Source organism: Treponema sp. OMZ 798 (assembly GCF_024181385.1).
In the GTDB taxonomy this organism is placed as follows: Bacteria; Spirochaetota; Spirochaetia; order Treponematales; family Treponemataceae; genus Treponema_B.
The window spans coordinates 2,019,715-2,039,976 of the sequence record NZ_CP051305.1; the positions used below are offsets into that span (position 1 = coordinate 2,019,715).

Here is a 20,262-nt window from a genome sequence, read left to right on the forward strand (position 1 = left end):
TCACTTTGTGCACTCTATCACTCGGTCGCTTCCTGCAAGGTCCTTATGGATTTGAACCGAAGAAAAACCTGCACTTCTAAAAATCTCCGCGGCTTGGGAGGCGTGGTATTCCCCTGCTTCAACAAAGAGCTTCCCGCTTGCGTTTAAGCCGGAATAAGAGTTTTGTGCCAAGGACGGAAATAGTTCTAGTCCCTCAGCTCCGCCGTCAAGGGCAAGACGGGGCTCGGAGCGGCCGTCCTCCAAAAGACTTTCCGTAAGCTTCGACGGAACATAAGGAGGATTTGCAGTTATCAAGTCATAGCTTCGGTTTGAATCAGGTACACTAGGAAAATCAAGGCGCAAATCGGCCCTTACTGCAAGAGTCTTTTTATATAGAGCGGAAGGCAAAAGAGAAGCCATATTCTTCTTACAAACCTCTAAAGCCCCTTCCGAAATATCCGCAAGCACCAAAAAAAAATTCTCATCAAAATAGTTTTGCACTTCGTAAGTGCTTTGCACTCTTTGCGCCCTCTGCGGTTTATTTAGAATACTTTCGTAAAGCTCCGCCGCAAGAGAGATTCCTATACAGCCTGAGCCCGTGCAAATATCCAAAACAAATAGGGGGTCATTTTTTTCAAATCTTTCACTCGCAAAGTTTAGGGCAAGCTCTACCAAGGTTTCGGTATCGGGCTTGGGGATTAGCACATCTTCATTTACATAAAAGCTTCTCCCGAAAAAACCTTTTTTTCCGATTAAATAGGCGATGGGAAGCCCTGCACTTCTTCTTTTTACGAGAACTTCAAAGTCTTTTTTGTAGGGCAAAAAATCTAAATCGGAATGAGCCAAGATCCAAGAGCGCTCTTTTTTTAGGACATGGGCTATTAAAATATCGGCATCAAAGAGGGCAGCATTCCTTTCATATCCGTTCCTTGTTAAAAAGTGAGACGAAAGAAAGGAATCGGCTGCAAAAAGACGGGCTTCCCTTATCGTAAAAAAAAGCATTAAAAATTATTTATGCTCCAAGTGATGGTCTGCGGCCTTCATCATTTCTTCGCGGGCGGCGATACAAAGAGCATCGATGAGCTCGTCGAGAGTTCCCTGCATAACTGCATCCAATTTGTAAAGGGTTAGGTTAATGCGGTGGTCGGTTACGCGGTTTTGCGGAAAGTTATAGGTGCGGATGCGCTCGGAGCGGTCACCTGAGCCGACCTGACTTTTTCTGTTTTGAGCCCGTTCTGCCTGCTTTTTACTTTCTTCCAAATCATAAAGACGGCTTCGCAAAACGCGCATGGCCTTTGCCTTATTTTTAATCTGGCTTTTTTCATCCTGACAAATAACCACTAAGCCGGTGGGTATGTGGGTAATTCGGACTGCGGAGTCTGTGGTATTAACGCACTGACCGCCCGGGCCGCCTGCACGCATAACGTCGATACGCAAATCTTCTTGATTGATTTCGATTTCGGTTTCTTCGGCTTCGGGCAAAACCGCAACGGTTACCGCACTTGTGTGAATGCGGCCTGAGCCTTCAGTTTCGGGAACACGCTGAACGCGGTGAACGCCCGACTCGTAGCGGAGGCTTCCGTAAACATACTTTCCCGAAATGGAAAAGGTAATTTCCTTGTAGCCGCCAAGCTCCGTTTCGTTTAAGGACAAAATCTCGTACTTCCAGTTTTTCATTTCGGCATAGTGGGTGTACATTCTAAAAAGATCGGCCGCAAAGAGGGCAGCCTCCTCGCCTCCTGTACCGCCCCTGATTTCCATGATAATATTTTTTTCTTCCAGAGGATCGGGCGGAATTAAAAGCATTTTTAAATCGGCCTCGCTTTTTTCAAAGGCGGCCTCAAGAGAGTGCAGTTCTTCCCTCGCCATCTCTTTGAGTTCGGGATCGCTTTCTTCTTGAATAAGGAGCTTGGAATCATCTATCTGTTTTTCGATAGAAAGATAGTTATCATATTCTTCCATCAACTTTGAAAGATAGGAATGCTCCCTCATGGTTTCTTTATATTTTGCAACATCTTTTATAAGGTTAGGGTCTTCGACTTCTTTTTCGACTTCAACAAGCCTGTTTCGTAAATTATCCAATCGTTCTTTCATAAAAATTCCTTGTATTGAGGAGGGAGTATAACACTTTTTAAGGAAAATGTATACAGGGATTACAAAATCATTTGTTAATGATATAAATATCAAGCCTTGCAATTTCGGCTTTAATGCTGTATACTGTTACTATGTTAAAAAGAGGAAATAGAAAAACTTATCGGCTTTACAAAAAAACTGAAAAAAGTTTTGCAAAAGTACCGTGCGAAGCACTTGACATAAGGCTGCCTATCGAACAAAATTCACAGCTTCACAGCTGAGGGGTACCTGTGCCCAAATAAATTTAAATATCAATTACTCAAACCATGCCCAAAGACAAGCCGTCAGTCAAAGCCCGGCCTCCTGTCCTTGGGCTTTTTTCATACACCGTTTAAAAAACCGCAAGGAACGCAGAGAACGCAAAGGATTATAAAAGAATGCCTTACAAAGCCTTCTTAAAACACCTTGCGTCCTTGGCGTGCTCCGCGGTTAAATTAAAAAATATAAGGAGAACAAGATGTTAAAGTATTGTTTGCGAGAAAACTTACTCACTCCTGCGCCGGACGATTACATGGTGCAGGCTGCGGATGTGCGCTCGTACACACTTGACGAGATTATCGACCTTATGATGGACAAGGGCACCACGCTTACACGGGCGGACGTGGCTGCAACACTGCAAGTCTACAGCGAGGTAGTAAGCACCATTATCAAAAATTAATTACCAATTATACATTACAAATTAACAATTAAAAGAAATTTTGATAAGGAGGTTTTCAAGATGAAAACAAACAACAAGCACAAGGCATTTGCCTTGACAAAGAAGAAGGGAGCCGCGGCGCTCATCATAGCCGCAATTATTGCAACGGCACTGCTTTTTACCGGCTGTCCGAATGCTGCAAAGGCATCGGAGTCGCTGACATCTAAGCCCACCGTAACCTTTAGCGTAGACGGATCGGGCGGCACGCTTAAAGCAAAGGTCGAAGGCGGCAGCGAAATCAATTCAGGCGACAAGGTTGCGCACGGCACAACCATAACCTTTACGGCAACAGTGGCGAGTAACGATTATGTTGTTGAAAAATGGACTATAGCCGGCGGTGTGTTGCAATCAGGCGGCACGGACGGCAGTCCTACCGCAACAGTACAAATTACCAGCGAAACGGCGGTAAAGGTAAACTTTAGCTGCTATAAAAGCGTTGCATTCGGCACAAACGGCGCAGACTTGGCCGATTATCTAAACACCGGCTCGGCGGCAGCCGATGGCATCTATTACATCAAAATAACCGGTCTTACGGCGGCGGACTTAAAGGGCGACTCCAACGCCCCTGCGAAACCGAGCCTTCTCGGAAAAATTCTTCAAGACAACCCGAGTAAAAAGTTTGCGCTCAAGTTCGGCGAACTGCCCGCCGTTACAGATATAAACAGCTGCTTTAAAGACTGCGAAAATCTTATAAAGCCGCCAGTTCTTCCTGCAACCGTTACAAACATGGAAAACTGCTTTTACAACTGTAAAAGATTGACCCAAGCGCCGCTCATACCAGCAAGTGTTACGAATATGAAGAAATGCTTTGCCTACTGCAAAAACCTTACACATGTTCCCGCTCTTCCTGCAGGCGTTACAAATATGAGCGGTTGCTTTACCTACTGCGAAAACCTTACGCAGGCGCCTGCTCTTCCTACTGGCGTTAAGGATATGACATCCTGCTTTGAAGACTGCAAAAACCTTATACAGGCACCCGAGCTTCCTGCTGGCGTTAAGGATATGACCTCCTGCTTTAAAGGCTGCGAAAAGCTTACACAGGCGCCTTCGGCAATACCGCAAGACGTTACAAATCTGGACTCTTGCTTTAACGGCTGCGAAAAGCTCACACAGGCGCCGGTAATTTCTGCTTCCGTTACAAATATGAGATACTGCTTTCAACATTGCAGAAGCCTTACATCAGTTACGCTTAAATGCAATTATGGTGGCAAATCAGCCTTTCTCAATGCTTTCGGTCTCTGCGACAAGCTGACCGCAGGCACCATAAAGGTTCCGTCGACGCAGCTTGATGCATATCGAGCCGGTGCCGATGATATGGGCACGCAGCAAAACAGGTTTGTTGGGGAGTAAGGTTAATTGGTAATGGGTGATTGGTGGCAAGTGTATGATGATGCGTAACACACAGAAAATGAAACAGAGATAAATTCAAACGATTTGGCTAATTCCACAACTGCTGCCAAGTATTTACGCGAAACTTATGCTGATAGATACTGGAAGAAAAGCTAGAAGAAAAAATATAAATGCTTAATTAGGAATTGGGTTCAATTCTTAATTAAGCATTAAATCTATTTTTCGCTCAAGAGTTCTTCTACAAGGTAGTCATCGCTCATACAGTGCATATCCGAAATTCCTTGCGACATTAATTTATATACATTAGAATGATAAAATTTTTTAAGGGCTGAAGATAGGCTCACTCCTGTTTTTTCGGCATAGAGAGCTGCAATGCGTGCATACTTTTTTTGTAATAAAATAGGATGAGCCGTCATAGAGTTTCACTCCCTGTAAACTTTAAGTATCTATCAATAACATATTGCTTTTTTAAGCAAATCTGCCAATTAGGTTTTTCATATTTCAGCCTTTTTATAACTTCCTTTTTATCGATTAAATCGGATAAAAAAAGTTCAATGGTATTAAAAACTTTATCGTTTGCAACACCGCCTTCAATTATATCGTATATCTCGTAATCATCTGCCGATTTACCGCTGCGGCAGCCGACTATAAAATCAAGCCATTTCTCATCATAATAATCAAATCTTAAAACCTTACATTCTTTATATGCAGAAGTATCAAACTCATAGCTTGAAATTATTCCCGTCTTTTTAAGAGTCATAAACTTTCGGCACCATTGTTTAGCCTGTTCATAATGAGGCGTTAAATAAAAACCTTGGCCGAAATCTACACGGCTTCTTGAATGGAGTACATCAGGCTTAATAATTTCAAGGTTTGACCCGTGATATAAAATCATATTTTAACACCTTTTTCTTTTGCAGCCGCAAGAATATCGTTTACAATATAATCCTTATCCTGCGTATGCAGTATATCGTAATTCGGTAAGATATAATCAAACAATAAGCTGCTTTTTTCCGCGAGAGCTGTATATACCTCACTGCCGTCTTTTTTTAGTTTAATGGCAATGTTTTCTATACAAAAAATTGCAAATTCAAGACTGTTTTTATCCGTTATTCTATCCATTCTGAATATATAATAGCATAGTTTTATTTTTTTTTCTATTCCTTTGCTTCACATAAGATTGACCGGATCGGTGTCGACTTCGATGTAGATGCCGGTCATCGGTTTATATTCTTTTACAAAGCGGGAGGCTGCATTTTGAATTAGGGGAAAGTTAGAAGAGCGGAGCAGAACCTGTTGACGGTGGTTTCCTGCTATCATCGATAAAACGCATTCGGAAGGCCCCATTATTTCGGCCTTGTCTTTGTTTTGTGAGGAGAGGATATATTTTAGAATGTTTACGGCGCCCTCTGCGGCGAGCTCGGCTTTTTTTAAGTCCTTGCTTCTAAAGACCAAGCGGATGAGGCGTTTAAAGGGCGGGAAATCCAAGAGCTTTCTTTGGCCGAGTTCATAGTCGTAAAACTTTTCGTATTCGTGTTTTTTTGCACAAACAATCGAAGGATGATTGGGCTTTAAGGTTTGAATAATAACGAGGCCGTCCCCGCTAAAACGCCCTGCCCTTCCGGCTGCCTGAGTGATGAGGGCAAAGCTTCTTTCGGCGGCTCTAAAGTCCGGCATTTGAAGCCCCGTGTCTGCAAGGATAATTCCGACAAGTCTGACTTTCGGAAAATTCAAGCCCTTTGCTATCATCTGAGTTCCGAGGAGGATGTCTATTTTCCCTTCCTTAAAATCCTTTAAGCGGTTTTCAAGGCTGTTTTTTTTGGAAACCGTATCCGTGTCCACCCTCGCAACAGTGCAGTCGGGAAATGCCCTGGAAACTTCCTCTTCGATAAATTCCGTACCGACACCTGCATAACCTATGTCGAGGGAATTACACTCGGGGCAAAGAGACGGAGGCCTCGCCTGCATTCCGCAATAATGGCACTTCATTACGTTTTCGGCTTTATGAAAGGTCATCGGCACGGAACAGTTTTTGCAAAGCATCTCATAGCCGCAGGAGCGGCACCTGAAAATATGGGAAAAGCCCCGCCTGTTTAAAAAGAGGATGGTTTGCTTTCCCTCATTTTTGGTTTTGCGTATTTCGCTTATAAGCCTTTCGCTTAAAGCCCCTTTAAGCCCTGAAATATTTTCTATTTCGATTTGAGGAAGGCTTCCGCCTGCAAGTCTTTTTGAAAGGGAAAGAAGGGTGATCTTTTTGTTTTGAATCATGTTCCACGCTTCAAGTGAGGGAGTTGCAGAGCCCATCACCACGGGGCAGTTGTGTTTGGCGGCCAAGTACATGGCAGTCTGGCGGGCGTGATAGCGCGGCACCGAGCCCGACTTATAAGAAGCATCATGCTCCTCATCGATTATGATAAGGCCTATTTTTTCGGCAGGAGCAAAGACGGCGCTTCTCGCCCCGACAATCATAAGGGCTTCCCCCCGCCTTATCCTCATCCACTGGTTGAGTCTCTCGCTTCCCGTAAGGCCTGAGTGCAAAACTGCCGCCTGAGTGCCGAAGCGTTTTACGGCCGCACTTATAACCTGATGGGTAAGCCCTATTTCGGGAACAAGGTAGATGACGGCCTTTCCTCCCGAGATTATCTTTTCGGCGGCCTTTAAAAAAACTTCCGTCTTCCCCGAACCTGTTAAGCCGTATAAATAAAACAATTCTTTTTTGTTTGAGTTTACGATTTTTTCGACGGCAGTTTTTTGCTCATCGGAGAGGCTAAAGGTCTTATCTTCAACTTCGCTGCCCCATTTTAAATTTTCGAAAGAAACCTCCCTTTTACCTGAGGGGAGGATTGCAGAGAGGGCTTCGCCGAAGCTGCAAATATAAAAGTGCGAAATCCAAGAGGCAAGTTCTATCTGAGCCAGCCCAAAAATATTTTCCTTATCAACAACGCGTTTAATCGGCTTTATCTTATCCTCTCCCACAGGGCTATCTTTAGGAAAGGTATCGGATTCTTCTATTATAAAGCCTATTAAATTTCTTGAACCGAGCTGAACGGAGGCCCTCTTCCCCACAAGGCTTCCGCCCGCTTCTTCTATATTTTTATAGGTAAAGTTTTGATAGAGATGGAGATTAAAGGCAAGAGTCAGCCATTTTGCCATAGATGCCGCCTAGTTTTTCTCAAGCAATTCGTTGAGGCGGGCACGGAAGAGTTTTAAGTCCTCCCATGCAGGCCGTTTTAAATTGACATCCCGCAAGAGGGCGCTTGGGTGATAGGTCGCCATGAGGGGTATGTTTTGATATTCAAAAAACCTGCCGTGCATCTTGCCTATGCCTTCTTGAGTTTCCAAGAGGTTTTGAAGGGCCACCCGTCCGACCACAAGAATAGCCTTAGGCCTTATCAGGGCAATTTGAGCATTTAAGTAATTTCTGCATGCGGCCGTTTCATCGGGTAAGGGGTCTCGGTTATTGGGCGGCCTGCATTTTACCACGTTTGTGATATAGCAATTATGGGTGCGGTAAAGTTCGATGGCGGCAAGCATCCTGTCCAAAAGCTGTCCGGCCTTTCCGACAAAGGGACGGCCCTGAGCATCCTCATCGGCTCCCGGCCCCTCGCCTATGACCATTACATCTATCCTGCCTTCAGCATTGGAAAACTCCCGAGGCCCCTCCCCTGCAACAGTATTATGCCGCCTCTCGCACAGACGGCAGGACTTGCAGGAAGCAATCTGTGCATAGACCTTTTCAAGACTTTCAAAGCCTCTTTCTGAATCGGGCAAGGGATTTTTTGAAGCGTTTGCTATTTCGGCATCGGGCAAAATGTTTTTTGCACCGTCTGCTATATCCATATCGGCAATAGCGGTACTTCTTGACTCCGGATTTACCGAAATAGAGTCATCGCTAAAATCGGGACACTCTTCATCGATTTTAAAACCCGATAGGCATTCCGAGGCTGTGCGAAAAAACGTGTATAGTATTTTTTTTTCTTCGGCTTTCATCGGTAAAACTATTGCCCGCCGCCTTGAGTACCGTCGGCTTGAGCACCGCTCATCTTAGCCTTAAGTTCGCGCAAGGCTTTAAGGGTCTCGCTCGCATCACTTCTTGCTACAGCCAAAAAATCGATAAGCTGGGGATATTGCTTTAAAAGCTCGCCCCACTCTTTCATATCGTTCATGCGGAATTTTAAGGCAGCGGCACTTTTCCCTTCTTGTATCATCATGTCGGTAAAGGCCTTTGTCTGCTGCCTTTCATACTCGGCATAGGCATCTCTTATTACCGTATAAAGCTTAAGATCAGGGATTACAAAATCGGAAGAAAGCTCTGCGGAAATAATTTCAATTTCGCCCCCAAGGTCTTTTTTTAGCGAGTCTTGAATCTTTTCGCTAAATGCACCATATTGGAATTTTACCTTTTCATACTCGGCAGGATTAGATAAAAAAAACTCTATAAATTGATTTGCAGCTTTTTCTGCTCCTTCCCTTACCTTGTTTTCAACAAAGGCATCCAAATCGCTTTGAGTTTTTATCGAAGCATTTTTTACAAGAGGAAGAAGACTTTCAGGCTTTACGGATGCCGAAATCCTTATGCCGAATTTCCAAGTAAAATCATGCTTTTGCTCCATCACTACCGCAAATTTGTCGGCGGAAGGAAGCCGGCCCTCGCTTTTATATTCAAGTTCAATAGGGCTTAAATTAAAGGTAAGAATCTTCGAATTAGTGGGAACCAGCCTTTCCCATCTCCACATAAATTCGCCGGGGATAACGAGCTTATCGTGGTAACCTCCCGACTTTGAAAGCATAACTCCGTAAGAGCCGGCCGGAACGGAAAACTGCATCCAGCCGAAAAAAAAGGCTGTGCTGCTTAAGATAATCAAAATAAAAAACCAAATTAAAAATGATGTTCTTTTTTTCATAATTAAGACCTATCCTTTTGCTGAAGCAAGGTTCCCAGATGATCATGGGTCGTCTGCATTACATCCAATATTGTTGCGGCATCCCGCAATAAACCGTCTATTGTTTTAAGATAAGAAAAACCTTCCCTTATGGTTGCATCCTGTTCACGGGTTGAAGCGTTTATCTCGGCCAAAAAAGAACCTGCAGAGTTGAGGGTACCTGAGTTTTCGTCAAAATTATCCAATACATCCTTAAAAGCCTTTTGGAACCGTGAAAAAAGCTCGATAAAACCGGTCATACTTCTATTTATTTCCTCTACTGAACTGTTTAGCTCTTCAAGCTTTACTTCAATTTTTTTTGCAAAGTCTCCCGTTTGGGTAGCAAGGGAGCGCACCTCATTGGCGATGATTCTAAAACCGTTTCCTACGCTTCCTGCACGGGCAGCCTCGATTGAAGCATTAATGGCTAAGATACCTGTCCTTACCGATACATCTTTGATACCGGAAAGCATGTCTTCAACCTCTGTTGTTCTTTCCTTTAAGACCTCAAAGGCCGATGCGGCTGTTTGTGCAGTCTGAGCCGTTGTCTCAATTTCTTCAACTCTTTGATGAATTTCCTGTTGAATTTCAGAGCGTTTTTCCACAACCTTAGAAAGCATCTGGTCTACCTTATTTGTGTTTTCTGCCGAAAAGCTGCTTTCCTTTTGGATCTCTTCAAATAAAGATAAAATAGTCTCAAACCTTTCCTGTAGATTTCCCATTGCTTCATCTATAATATCAAAAGAATGGGAAGTTACAAAGCCGAGAACCGCGCCCTTATTATAGTGTACAACTATCTTATCTATTAAGTCGGAAAAATTTTCAACCGTATTTTTATCTTCAATCATAAAAAGCCCCTAAGCTAAAATAATTGCTCAAGATAATCAGAGCCGCATTTTAAATTAGACAGCCAGTTTAAAAAATTGTCTACCTGCTCGTCCTTATATATTGCACCGTGCTGGGGAGCTATCATAACGGGATTTAAGCGGCGCACATTCTCTGCCCATTTAGCAACAATTTTATTGGACGCCATATACCGCACATGAAATCCTTCGATCAAAGGCAGATGTTTTTCAAAATCTTCTACAAAGGTAGTTTCGTTGTCTTCATCGAATACGGCGGCCCCTATATCTCCGGTAAAAAGAATGCGGGATCGTTCATCGTATAAGCCGAATTGCCCCGGAGAATGCATAAAATGAGAAGGAATACACTTCATATTTGCTCCTGAAGGAAGAGAAATAGTCATTCCCTTGTCGGGTATCGGAACCATCCTCGAAATGTCTACAATACCGAAGTGAGGCATAAATCTAATCCATAAAGAAGAAATATAGATCTTAGCCTTTGTAATACCGAGCCAAAGAGCTATACCTGAAGAAACGTCAGGGTCTTGATGTGAAAAGAAAATAGTATCTATTTTATCAACGGAAATAAAGCGGCTTACGGCTGTAACAACCCTCGAAAAAAGATGAACTCCGCCCGGGTCGAGTAAAACACCTCGGCCCCTGTCTATGATAAGATACTGCATTGTCTGTACTGCGCCCTTTCTTTGCTTACTTTCCGAGCCCAGCCATATAAATTTATGATCTGAATCTTCATATAAGACAATACCTTCAATGTTGTTATTTTCCATATCGAAACTCCTTATCATAAGTCAACGAAAATTTACAAAGTACAGTATATCAATAATTGAGGTAATGTACAAGTGTTTGGCAAAGCTACTTTCTTGCAATCAAAACCATTGTACGGGCTTTTTCGTTATAGGGTGAAAAATCAAAGTCGCCGTATATTTCTACAGAAGAAAAGCCGCTTGCCAGCATGAGCCTTTTTAATTCTACTGCGGAATAAAGCCGCTGAACATAGGTGTGGTCGGCCTTTCTGCCCTGCTCATCGTAAAGAATCCAGCGAGACTTAAGCCCTTCCCAGGCTCCTTCCACGGAATATTCGGTTAAGACAGTAAAACCGCCCCTTTCAAACCATTCTCCCTCAGTAAAATCACGCACGGCGATTTCTCTTCCCGTCATTTCAAGAATAAACCAGCCGTTCGCTTTTATGGATTGGGCTATGTTTTTTAAGATTTGCATATCTTCTTCGATTGTACTGCAATATCCAAAACTGGTATACATACTGATAGCCGCATCAAAGCCTTCGGGACGGACAAATTTACGCAAATCTCCCTGAATAAGCTCAATGTCGACGCCCTCATCTTGAGCCGAATCCATGGCAGCATTTAAAAAGGGGCGGATGAGATCTATGCCCGTAACCTTGGCCTTTCTTATTGCAAGCTCGATGGCTATTCTTCCGGGGCCGCAGCCGGCATCCAAGATAGAAATCCCTGCATTATCCACAGGAACACCTATTATCCTTAAAATAGACTCCGCAACGGTAGGAGCCTCTGCCCACCTCTGCGTATCAAACATAATCGGGGCATATTCAGCCCAAAAAGTTTCGTTTTCAAACCAATCTGCAAGTTTTCCCATTATCGTGCCGCCACCTCGGTTCTAAGTTTATTTAATGCGGTTTTTCCGCAAATAGCTTCTACAATTGCAAAGGCAAATTCCTCTGCAGCTCCGGCTGCACAGGCCGTTATTATGTTTCCGTCCCTGATAACCCGCTCATCTGTCTTAGGCCTTGTATTCAAGTCTTGTCCCATGCCGGGGTAGCAGGTATAGTTTTTTCCTTCTAAAAGCCCCCAAGAACCCAGGGCAAGGGCCGGAGCCGCACAGATTGCGGCAACAATTCCTCCGCTTGCAAGGGTCTTTTTTGCGAAATCTCTTACAGCCTCGCTTTTTGCTAAGGTACTGCTGTTAGGAAGACCTCCCGGGAGGATGACGGCAATCAAATCACCATCCATTTGCAAGGCTTCCTCCAAGACGATATCACAGCTTATAGGGACCCTGTGCGCCGAAATCACCGTTTTTCCTTCAACACCGACAGTAATTAAATCTATGCCGGCCCTTCTCAAATAATCTATGGGCGTAAGGGCTTCAACATCTTCAAATCCGTTTGCTAAAAATAAAAAAGCTTTTTTCATTAATTCCTCCAATTTTACAAGACAACCAATTTGTGAACAACTAGATAATATTATTCTAATATGATATAATCATACCATGAAACAAGTTTTATTGATAGGGATAGCCCCTACTTTACGCTATTATATTACAAAAAAATTACAAGAAGTCGGCATTTATGTTATTTATGCCGAAACAGTTATAGAAGCCATGAATATTATGAAGCAGCAGCCTGTCATGCTCATAATAATCGACTACAGTTTTAGCAGAGATGCCTTATTTAACTTTTTTGCCGAAAAACAAAAAACACCGACCTTTGCCCCGATTCCTTCAATAGTATTGGGAAGAAAAATAGCCAAGGTTGACATAGCTTTATTGGCCTCATACGGAGTAAAAAAGGTAATTTCAAAGCCGGTAAGAGTTGATGAACTTTTATCTTCAATAGGCCTTGTTTTAGGCACAACATTTCCAATGGATCCGACACCCTGTATCTTAGAAACGAGGGTAAATGAAGACGTTATATTTATAGAATTAGCACAAGGCCTTAACAGGGATAAGCTGGAACTGCTCCAGTTTAGAATAATAGAATTAATTGAAGCTTATAAACTTACCGAAGCTAAAATTTTACTTATCTTGACCGATCTAAATTTAACCTATGCCGATACGGCTAATTTGGAGTACCTAATAGATAATATCTTAGCCGTCAAAGTAGTCTCCCCTAAAAATCTAAAGATCCTTACCCTCAATCAATTTATACGGGATTTTTTCTCTCAAAACCCTGACTATAAAATGATAGAGGTTGTAGAAAACTTAGGACAGGCTCTTTCAGCTCTTTTGAAAAAAACGGAAGACAAGAGAGCCGTAGCTCAAACGATGCTCAATGCCGACAATGAACATAACGAAAACACCAGTAACCTTGGAACCCGTTTTAAGATAGATACGGCCGAAAGTCTTTCCATAGCTGTCGTCGACGATGATTTAGTCATAAGAAAAATGATGTCTGCTATTTTTTCCGGCCTAAATGCCGAAGTAGATCTTTTTGAAAATGGGGAAGACTTTTTAAATAAGGTAAAAAATGATGTTTACGATGTTATTTTCCTCGATATGATTATGCCGGGAATGAGCGGTATAGATGTTTTAAACGGAGCAAAAAAGAAAGGCATTACAACACCCTTTGTTATTTTATCTTCAGTTACTCAAAGGGATACGGTTATCAAAGCCCTTGAAAAAGGAGCTAAACGATACATACTAAAGCCTATAAAAAAAGAAATAGTTTTGCGCAAAATGGAGGAAGTTTTAGGTGCATCTCTTTAATAAAAATATTTCCAATTTTAAATTGGGGAAATATTTAACCGAATCAAATATAGCTTATATAATTTTTTCTCCCGATTATATTCCGCTTTTTTGGAGTCCTGAAGCGGAAAAACTTTTGCCTGAATATTTGGTCAAAAACACAAAAGTACAATTGCAGGATTATTTAAAAACGGTTCTATCTGAAGAAGACTATATCAGACTTTCTGCATTTTTAAAAAGCGATCCAAAAACAACGGCTTTTGAAGCCAAATTTGATAAACCCTCAAGTCTTTCCGATAAGACAACTTTAAAATTCAGCTTTACACAGCATGACGATAAAAATTTTTTTGTAACCATTGATGACATTACCAAACAAAAACTAAAAGAACAATTTTTGATAATTGCAAGACAAGATGCCGAAAAAGCAAACAGTATGCGAAGTCTTTTTTTGGCCAATGTAAGCCATGAAATAAGAACACCTATCCAAACAATAATAGGTATGATGGAGCTCATAAACGAAACAAATCTTGATGAAGAGCAAAGCGAATATACCCGTCAGGTGAACTTTAGCGCTGAAGTATTGCTTACGCTTGTAAACGATGTTTTGGATTTTTCAAAACTTGAAAGCGGAAATATGACAATGGAAAGAACGGTTTTCAATCTGACCGATTCGGTCGAACAAACCGTAGATTTGATTTCGATGGAAGCCCATAAAAAAGGATTGGAAATTGTTGTAGACATAAGCGATAAGATTCCCGACTTTATCTACGGGGATCCTGCAAGATTGCAGCAGGTTCTTTTAAACTTTGTAAAAAATGCGGTTAAGTTTACAGAGACAGGTTATGTTTCCGTTTCGGTAAAATTAACCTTTGAAAATAACTCGGATGACCCCTATGCGGATAAACACTTCTTTATTCTTTTTGAAGTTGCAGATACGGGAATAGGTGTTAATAATGAACAAAAATCAAAAATATTCAAATCCTTTTATCAGGGGAATGCTGCAATAAACAGAAAATACGGAGGAACAGGGCTAGGCCTTGCAATTTCTAAAAATATTATAACCATGATGAAGGGGCAAATAGGCATAAAAGACAATATTCCTAAAGGTTCTATTTTTTGGTTTAAGCTTCCCTTGGCTCCTTCAAAGAAAAAAGCGCCTCATGAAAGCACCCTATTGGATAAGAGAACCAGATTTTTAATTGTAGATGATAATATGCAAACCCGCTCTATTTTAAGACGGATGCTTTTTAAATTCGGTTTTCAGGACATAGCCCTGGTAAGCTCCGGAGAGCAGGCAATAGAAGTTATGAAAACGGCAGCCGAGCATAAGAATCCTTTCAATGTGGTATTTATAGACATGGTTATGCCTAAGATGGACGGATGGCGGCTGGGGGCCGAAATTCACAATGATTCTAACCTATCCGATTCAAAACTCTTTTTGATGATTCCTGAAGGCAGCCTAGGAAGGGATGCAAAGATGAAACTTTTAGAGTGGTTCGACGGCTACCTTTATAAGCCTTTAAAATCAAGAATAGTCTTTCATTTGATTAACGACCTCTATAGAAAATTTGCAGAATCTTCAGAAAATGACGATGTTTCGGAATTGGAGCCGGTTGAAACAGGAGACCAAGGTCAACACCCCGAAAATGACCATGATTCCGATGAAGACAATTTTTTCGGCTGTAAGGTTTTAGTTGTAGACGATCATCCGGTAAACCAAAAGCTGTTAAAAATTATTTTGGAAAAGGCTCACTGTATTGTAGGCACGGCAAATGACGGCGAAGAAGCTATCGATACGGCATCAATCGAAGACTTTGATATTATCTTTATGGATATCCAGATGCCCGGCATAAACGGATATGATGCTACACAAATCTTGCGGGATAAGGGTTATTCAAAACCTATTATCGCCTGTACTGCCGGTTCTCAAGATAATGAAAGGAAGCTGTGTGAATCCATGGGCTTAAACGATATAATCAAAAAACCCTTTAACAAAAAACAGCTTTTTGAAATGGTAAAAAAATATTATAAAAAATAAGAAGTTCGAAGTACGAATGACGAATAGCAATTCGGCATTCGCCGTTCGCACATCCCCTTATTCGACATTTGTCATTCGCACTTCGCCCTTCCCCTCATTCAGCTTTCCGCCCCTTTTAAAATCCTATAATCTATGCTATAATAAACTTAAGTAGAGGACATAGTTATGAGTACGGCAAACAGAAAATATAAAGACTCGGTATTTGTTGACCTTTTCAGTGAAGACGAAAAGGCAAAAGAAAATTTTTTATCGCTATATAATGCTTTGCATAATACCGCACTGAAAAATACAGAACAGCTGAACAACATCAGGCTTGATCAGGTCTTGTATATGACATTCTATAATGATGTGTCCTACCTTGTAGATAACAAAATTATAGTTCTGGCGGAGCACCAATCTACGATTAATCCCAACATGCCTTTACGCTGCCTTGAATACATCAGCCGTCTGTATGAAACTCTGCTTGAATCAAAAGAAAAATACAGCCGAAAACTACTTAATATTCCGACGCCCGAATTCTATGTATTTTACAATGGAGAGGAAACTTATCCTTCCGATAAAACATTGAAACTCTCGGATGCTTTCATAGAAAAGACAACAGAAACTAATCTTGAGTTGACTGTTAAGGTAATAAACATAAACCGGAACAATAGGCATCCTGTACTGGAAAACTGCAAAACGATGCAGGAATACACCGTATTTGTAGAAACAGTAAGGAGATGGAAAAAAACTGATTCTCAAAACGGCTTTCAAAAAGCCATTGAGGAGTGTATACAAAACAATATTTTGCGTGATTATTTAAAACGCAAAACTAAGGAGGTAATAAACATGCTGCTCGCCGAATATGATTATGAGACCGATATAGCCGTGCAACGAGCCGAAGAAAGAGAAATCGCATTTGCTGAAGGCATTGAAAGAGGTATTGAACGAGGCATTGAAAGAGGTATTGAACAAGGTATTAAGCAAGGCTCGTATCAAACAAAACTTGAAACGGCAAAAAACTTAAAAGAAATGGGATTTGCCGTAGAAGCTATCACAAAAGCTACAGGGTTAAATATTGAAGAAATAAACACTCTATAGAGCATCAGCCTTTTTGAAAATAGGCGGAGCAGACCGATGAAATTCTCCCCGATTGACAAAAGCCCGCTTAATGCTTATCTTCTATACCTATGGCAAAAAAGAGTACAAAGACCGGAAAAACAACTAAGCCGGCAAAAAAATCAGGAAGAAAAAGAAGAAAAAAGTTGAAAATTAACTATACCGCAGTTGCGGCAGGTTTTTTGGCTGTCTGCGTGATAATGCTTGCCGTATTTTTGTTTGTAATTCCTTCCATAAAAAATAAAGATGAAGCAGGGAAGACTCAAATTGCCAAGGAAGAGGTAAAAGAACAAGGAGCTAAAATTTCCGATAAGCCTAAAGAAACGGAGAAACTGTCCGCACCCGATAGGCCTAAAGCAGCAGAAAAACCTTCCATAAAAGATAAACCTAAGGAAACCGAAAAAGAAGCTGCAAAAAATCAGCCTAAAGAAGCCGAAAAGCCGGTCCCGGTAAATCGGCCTAAAAAGCCTGAAAATCCCCCAATCACGGAAAAACCTAAAGAGCAGGAAAAAGAAGAAGATGCCGCGGCCTATCCTATTCAGGACTTACCTGAGCTTCCTTCAAAGGGAAAACTCATCTTTGTGTTTGACGATGCGGGGCATAACTTGGAGCAGTTACAGCATTTTTTGAATTTGCCCTTCCCATGCACCATCGCAGTTTTGCCTAAGCTGCCCAACTCAAAGGAAGCAGCAAGAAGAATAAGAGCGGCCGGAAAGGAGCTCATCCTTCATCAGCCCATGCAGGCCATAAACCCGAACATCGATCCCGGCCCCGGAGCCGTCAAGCCCGGGATGAGCCGTGAAGAGATAAAAACTATTGTAGCTTCCAATGTAGAAGAAATAGGCCCCATAGCCGGAATGAATAATCACGAGGGCTCCCTTATTACCTCTGATGAAACCGCTATGGAAGCAGTCCTTGAATTGTGCAAAGAAAAAAACATCTACTTTTTGGATTCACGCACCAGTTCAAAAAGCGTCGTTCCGCAGACTGCAAAAAAACTGAACATGAACACTTGGGAAAGGGCAGTCTTTCTTGACAATAAGCGGGACAAGGCCTATATGAAAAAACGGATTATAGACGGCTTGGAGATTGCTTCACAAAGAGGAGAAGCGATTATGATAGGCCATGTGGTTACTGTAGATCTTGCAGCCCTTCTAAAAGAAATGTACTCCGATTTAACTCGGGAAGGGTATACATTTTCTACAATTTCAAAATCAAAAAACTAGATAACCCTTTATTATGGGAGTGATAATACAATGAAAATATTAGGAATAGAAAGTTCTTGCGATGAAACTGCGGCGGCAGTCGTCGAAGACGGAAATAAGATTTTAAGCAATATCGTGGCTACACAGATTCCGTTTCACAAAATGTATAACGGTGTCGTTCCCGAAATAGCAAGCCGAAAACATACCGAGTGGATCTTGCCGATTGTAAAACAGGCCCTCGCCGAAGCCGATTTGAGCCTTGACCAAATAGACGGAATCGCCGCCACGGGAAGGCCGGGCCTTATGGGCTCTCTTTTAGTCGGACTTACCTTTGCAAAGACCCTTGCGTGGTCTTCGGGTAAGCCCTTTATCGCCGTAAACCACATGCTGGGTCACCTGTATGCAAGCCATCTGGAACACGATATACCCTATCCTTATCTGGGGCTTTTAGTTTCGGGCGGACACTCGATTATCTGCAAGGTAAATAATTTTGACGACATCGAAGTTCTGGGCACCACAATTGACGATGCGCCGGGAGAGGCCTTTGACAAGGTTGCCAAGTTTTATAATTTGGGCTACCCGGGAGGAGCCGTAATCGACAAGCTCGCCAAAACCGGAAATCCCAAGGCGGCAAACTTTCCCATGCCCATAATTCACAAAGAAGGACACAAGTACGATGTTTCCTATTCGGGTTTAAAAACCGCCGTCATAAACCAGATAGACCAATTTTGGAATAAGGATTTTGAAAAAACTCCTGAGAATATAGCGGCGGCCTTTCAAACAAGGGCAGTGAAGATTTTGCTCAGGCCGCTCTTGGATGCCTCGATAGATACGGGCTTAAAAACTATAGTCGCAGGCGGAGGCGTTGCAGCCAATTCTTTGTTGAGGGAAAAACTTGCAGAGCACAAGGAATTAAAATGCATCTTCCCTTCTCTTAAATTTTGCACGGATAACGCAGCGATGATTGCAGGCCTAGGCTATCATTACCTAAAACGCGGCGACAGAACGCCCTTTACCGTCGAAGCCTCTGCCAGAGTAGAAGGCTTCAGCAAAAAAGGCCGTCATTAAGGAAAAGATTATGGATACAATGGAAAAATTTTATTCGGATGGAATAAGGCTTGCCGAAAAACAAGATAAGGACGGAGCCGAGTTTGACAGCCGTCTTACCGAAATCTTTTGTAGGGCAGTGTCTCTTTACGATAAGCAGGCTAAAGCCTTGGCAAACGATTTTGCAGATTATTGGCTTTCGGAATATTCTGAAGGAAGGCAAAAAAAAGAAGAAGCAGTTGAATGGTTCTATAAAATATTTTCTCTTATTGCAGGCAATTTTGAAAAGGACATGGACTTTCCGCAAGAAGATTGGGAGCAAATAAATTTAATTATTTCTTCCGAGGCTGAAAGTTTAGACATGGATCTTTTAAATTCGATAATGACGGTAATTGTCGAACGCAAAAAAATATAAACCTTTGAGCCGCCCTTAAAACTAATTTTAAAAAATGCTTTCATTTGAAGATTTTGATTTTAAAGAATATGACTCATGCACTCTCTGCCCGAAAAATTGCAAGGTAAACCGCAACAAGGGCGAAAAGGGCTTTTGCCGAGAAACAAGGGAGCTTCGCCTTGCATGGGCCGGCCTCCACTTCGGGGAAGAGCCGCCTATCACTGGAGCCGGAGGCTCAGGGACAATCTTTGTTACGGGCTGCAACCTCCGCTGTTCCTTTTGCCAAAACTATCAGATATCCCAAGAAGGCATGGGAAGGGCCGTAAGCCTTGAAGAATTTGTCTCCTTGTGTTTTCTACTTGAAAAAGGGGGAGCCGAAAACATAAACATCGTTACGGGAAGCCACGCAATCCCTGCAATAGCCCGCGGCTTAAAAGAAGCAAAACTGTGGGGCTTAAAAATTCCTGTAGTTTGGAATTCTTCCGCCTATGAAACCGAAGAAGCTATAAACCTTCTTTCGGACTGCGTTGACGGCTGGCTCCCCGACTTAAAAACATTGAACCCGCAAGTCTCTTCTCAAATTTTTTATGCGCCCGACTATCCCGAAACGGCAACAAGGGCCGTCTTAAAAATGGCGGAAATCTCCCCCTTAAAAATTGAAACGAAGGATGAAGAAAAATACCCCTTCGGAAAACTATATTCGGGCGTAATAGTCCGTCACCTCGCCCTCCCATCCCGAATGGCGGACTCAAGGGCGGTCTTAAGATGGTTTGCAAAAAACTTGCGGGGCAGGGCACTCATCTCGGTGATGACCCAATACACTCCGGTTAAAAGGATCGGAGGAATAAAAAGCGCTTTGCCCTTTGAAAACCGAATGCTAAGCCCGGAAGAAGACGAGGACTTAAAAGAGCTTCTTTTAAAGCTAAAAATAGATGAAGGCTTTTACCAAGAGCTTGTCGCCTCCGATGACTGGCTTCCCGATTTTAACCGGGTACAAACCTTTTCGTCGGAACTTTCAAAACCGCTTTGGCATTGGAGAAATTTGACTTAATTTTATACATATAGAATAAGGGTCCTTATATATTGACAAATACTAAA

At 42.2% G+C, this 20,262-nt stretch carries 21 protein-coding genes and 1 pseudogene; 10 read left to right on the top strand and 12 right to left on the bottom strand.

The genetic code is table 11. The features are described 5' to 3' along the window. Complete coding sequence (gene prmC / locus E4O07_RS09385; protein WP_253685182.1) at positions 1 to 981, bottom strand: peptide chain release factor N(5)-glutamine methyltransferase; 981 nt, start codon at positions 979 to 981, stop codon at positions 1 to 3. Positions 982 to 987: 6 nt separating this feature from the next. Further along, complete coding sequence (gene prfA / locus E4O07_RS09390) at positions 988 to 2,073, bottom strand: peptide chain release factor 1 (protein WP_253685183.1); 1,086 nt, start codon at positions 2,071 to 2,073, stop codon at positions 988 to 990. A 131-nt stretch (positions 2,074 to 2,204) separates the two neighbouring features. Between prfA and E4O07_RS13410 the strand changes: the two genes are divergently transcribed. The 3 genes and pseudogenes from E4O07_RS13410 (at position 2,205) to E4O07_RS09400 (ending at position 4,159) form a co-directional block, all read left to right on the top strand. Next, the gene (locus E4O07_RS13410; protein ID WP_256487849.1) at positions 2,205 to 2,333 is read left to right on the top strand and encodes a hypothetical protein; all 129 of its coding nucleotides are present in this window, start codon (positions 2,205 to 2,207) and stop codon (positions 2,331 to 2,333) included. A gap of 236 nt (positions 2,334 to 2,569) precedes the next feature. Next, positions 2,570 to 2,767: pseudogene (locus E4O07_RS09395) on the top strand (DNA-binding domain-containing protein); the annotation flags it as partial. Between the two features lie 63 nt (positions 2,768 to 2,830). Then, positions 2,831 to 4,159, top strand: a complete 1,329-nt coding sequence (locus tag E4O07_RS09400) for a leucine-rich repeat protein (protein ID WP_253685184.1) — start codon at positions 2,831 to 2,833, stop codon at positions 4,157 to 4,159. 215 nt (positions 4,160 to 4,374) lie between these two features. On the opposite strand, the gene E4O07_RS09405 is transcribed toward E4O07_RS09400, so the two are convergent. From E4O07_RS09405 to E4O07_RS09450, 10 genes are all read right to left on the bottom strand, one after another. Then, positions 4,375 to 4,575 carry a DUF3791 domain-containing protein gene (locus E4O07_RS09405; RefSeq protein ID WP_002684168.1) on the bottom strand — a complete coding sequence of 67 codons (201 nt, stop codon included), beginning with the start codon at positions 4,573 to 4,575 and terminating at the stop codon, positions 4,375 to 4,377. After that, positions 4,572 to 5,054 carry a DUF3990 domain-containing protein gene (locus E4O07_RS09410; protein WP_253685185.1) on the bottom strand — a complete coding sequence of 161 codons (483 nt, stop codon included), beginning with the start codon at positions 5,052 to 5,054 and terminating at the stop codon, positions 4,572 to 4,574. The genes E4O07_RS09405 and E4O07_RS09410 overlap by 4 nt, the downstream gene beginning before the upstream one ends. After that, positions 5,051 to 5,281, bottom strand: a complete 231-nt coding sequence (locus E4O07_RS09415; protein ID WP_253685186.1) for a DUF3791 domain-containing protein — start codon at positions 5,279 to 5,281, stop codon at positions 5,051 to 5,053. The genes E4O07_RS09410 and E4O07_RS09415 overlap by 4 nt, the downstream gene beginning before the upstream one ends. 48 nt (positions 5,282 to 5,329) lie before the next feature. After that, on the bottom strand, positions 5,330 to 7,312 hold the full coding sequence (gene priA / locus E4O07_RS09420; RefSeq protein WP_253685187.1) for a replication restart helicase PriA: 1,983 nt from the start codon (positions 7,310 to 7,312) through the stop codon (positions 5,330 to 5,332). Positions 7,313 to 7,321: 9 nt separating this feature from the next. Then, the gene (locus tag E4O07_RS09425; protein WP_253685188.1) at positions 7,322 to 8,149 is read right to left on the bottom strand and encodes a uracil-DNA glycosylase; all 828 of its coding nucleotides are present in this window, start codon (positions 8,147 to 8,149) and stop codon (positions 7,322 to 7,324) included. An 8-nt stretch (positions 8,150 to 8,157) separates the two neighbouring features. Further along, positions 8,158 to 9,063, bottom strand: a complete 906-nt coding sequence (locus tag E4O07_RS09430) for an SPFH domain-containing protein (protein WP_253685189.1) — start codon at positions 9,061 to 9,063, stop codon at positions 8,158 to 8,160. A 2-nt stretch (positions 9,064 to 9,065) separates the two neighbouring features. Further along, complete coding sequence (locus tag E4O07_RS09435; protein WP_253685190.1) at positions 9,066 to 9,929, bottom strand: methyl-accepting chemotaxis protein; 864 nt, start codon at positions 9,927 to 9,929, stop codon at positions 9,066 to 9,068. A 14-nt stretch (positions 9,930 to 9,943) separates the two neighbouring features. Further along, a complete protein-coding gene (locus E4O07_RS09440) occupies positions 9,944 to 10,711 on the bottom strand; it encodes an oxygen-binding di-iron domain-containing protein (RefSeq protein WP_253685191.1) in 768 nt (255 codons plus the stop codon). A gap of 85 nt (positions 10,712 to 10,796) precedes the next feature. Next, positions 10,797 to 11,558 (bottom strand): class I SAM-dependent methyltransferase, encoded by a 762-nt coding sequence (locus E4O07_RS09445; RefSeq protein ID WP_253685192.1) that lies wholly within the window; start codon positions 11,556 to 11,558, stop codon positions 10,797 to 10,799. Then, positions 11,558 to 12,112, bottom strand: a complete 555-nt coding sequence (locus tag E4O07_RS09450; RefSeq protein ID WP_253685193.1) for a DJ-1 family glyoxalase III — start codon at positions 12,110 to 12,112, stop codon at positions 11,558 to 11,560. Before E4O07_RS09450 ends, E4O07_RS09445 begins: the two co-directional genes overlap by 1 nt. 76 nt (positions 12,113 to 12,188) lie before the next feature. Between E4O07_RS09450 and E4O07_RS09455 the strand changes: the two genes are divergently transcribed. The 7 genes from E4O07_RS09455 (at position 12,189) to E4O07_RS09485 (ending at position 20,215) form a co-directional block, all read left to right on the top strand. Continuing rightward, positions 12,189 to 13,403, top strand: coding sequence for a response regulator (locus E4O07_RS09455; RefSeq protein WP_253685194.1), 1,215 nt, complete (start codon positions 12,189 to 12,191; stop codon positions 13,401 to 13,403). Then, positions 13,390 to 15,420: a response regulator gene (locus E4O07_RS09460; protein WP_253685195.1), complete on the top strand. Its 2,031-nt coding sequence runs from the start codon at positions 13,390 to 13,392 to the stop codon at positions 15,418 to 15,420. The genes E4O07_RS09455 and E4O07_RS09460 overlap by 14 nt, the downstream gene beginning before the upstream one ends. A gap of 165 nt (positions 15,421 to 15,585) precedes the next feature. Next, the gene (locus E4O07_RS09465; protein ID WP_253685196.1) at positions 15,586 to 16,500 is read left to right on the top strand and encodes an Rpn family recombination-promoting nuclease/putative transposase; all 915 of its coding nucleotides are present in this window, start codon (positions 15,586 to 15,588) and stop codon (positions 16,498 to 16,500) included. 89 nt (positions 16,501 to 16,589) lie between these two features. Continuing rightward, on the top strand, positions 16,590 to 17,744 hold the full coding sequence (locus E4O07_RS09470; protein ID WP_253685197.1) for a divergent polysaccharide deacetylase family protein: 1,155 nt from the start codon (positions 16,590 to 16,592) through the stop codon (positions 17,742 to 17,744). Between the two features lie 30 nt (positions 17,745 to 17,774). After that, entirely contained in the window at positions 17,775 to 18,791 is a 1,017-nt protein-coding gene (tsaD, locus tag E4O07_RS09475) for a tRNA (adenosine(37)-N6)-threonylcarbamoyltransferase complex transferase subunit TsaD (protein ID WP_253677184.1), read from the top strand. Between the two features lie 10 nt (positions 18,792 to 18,801). After that, positions 18,802 to 19,185 (top strand): hypothetical protein, encoded by a 384-nt coding sequence (locus E4O07_RS09480; protein WP_253685198.1) that lies wholly within the window; start codon positions 18,802 to 18,804, stop codon positions 19,183 to 19,185. 34 nt (positions 19,186 to 19,219) lie between these two features. After that, entirely contained in the window at positions 19,220 to 20,215 is a 996-nt protein-coding gene (locus E4O07_RS09485) for a radical SAM protein (RefSeq protein WP_253685199.1), read from the top strand. Positions 20,216 to 20,262 lie beyond the last annotated feature (47 nt).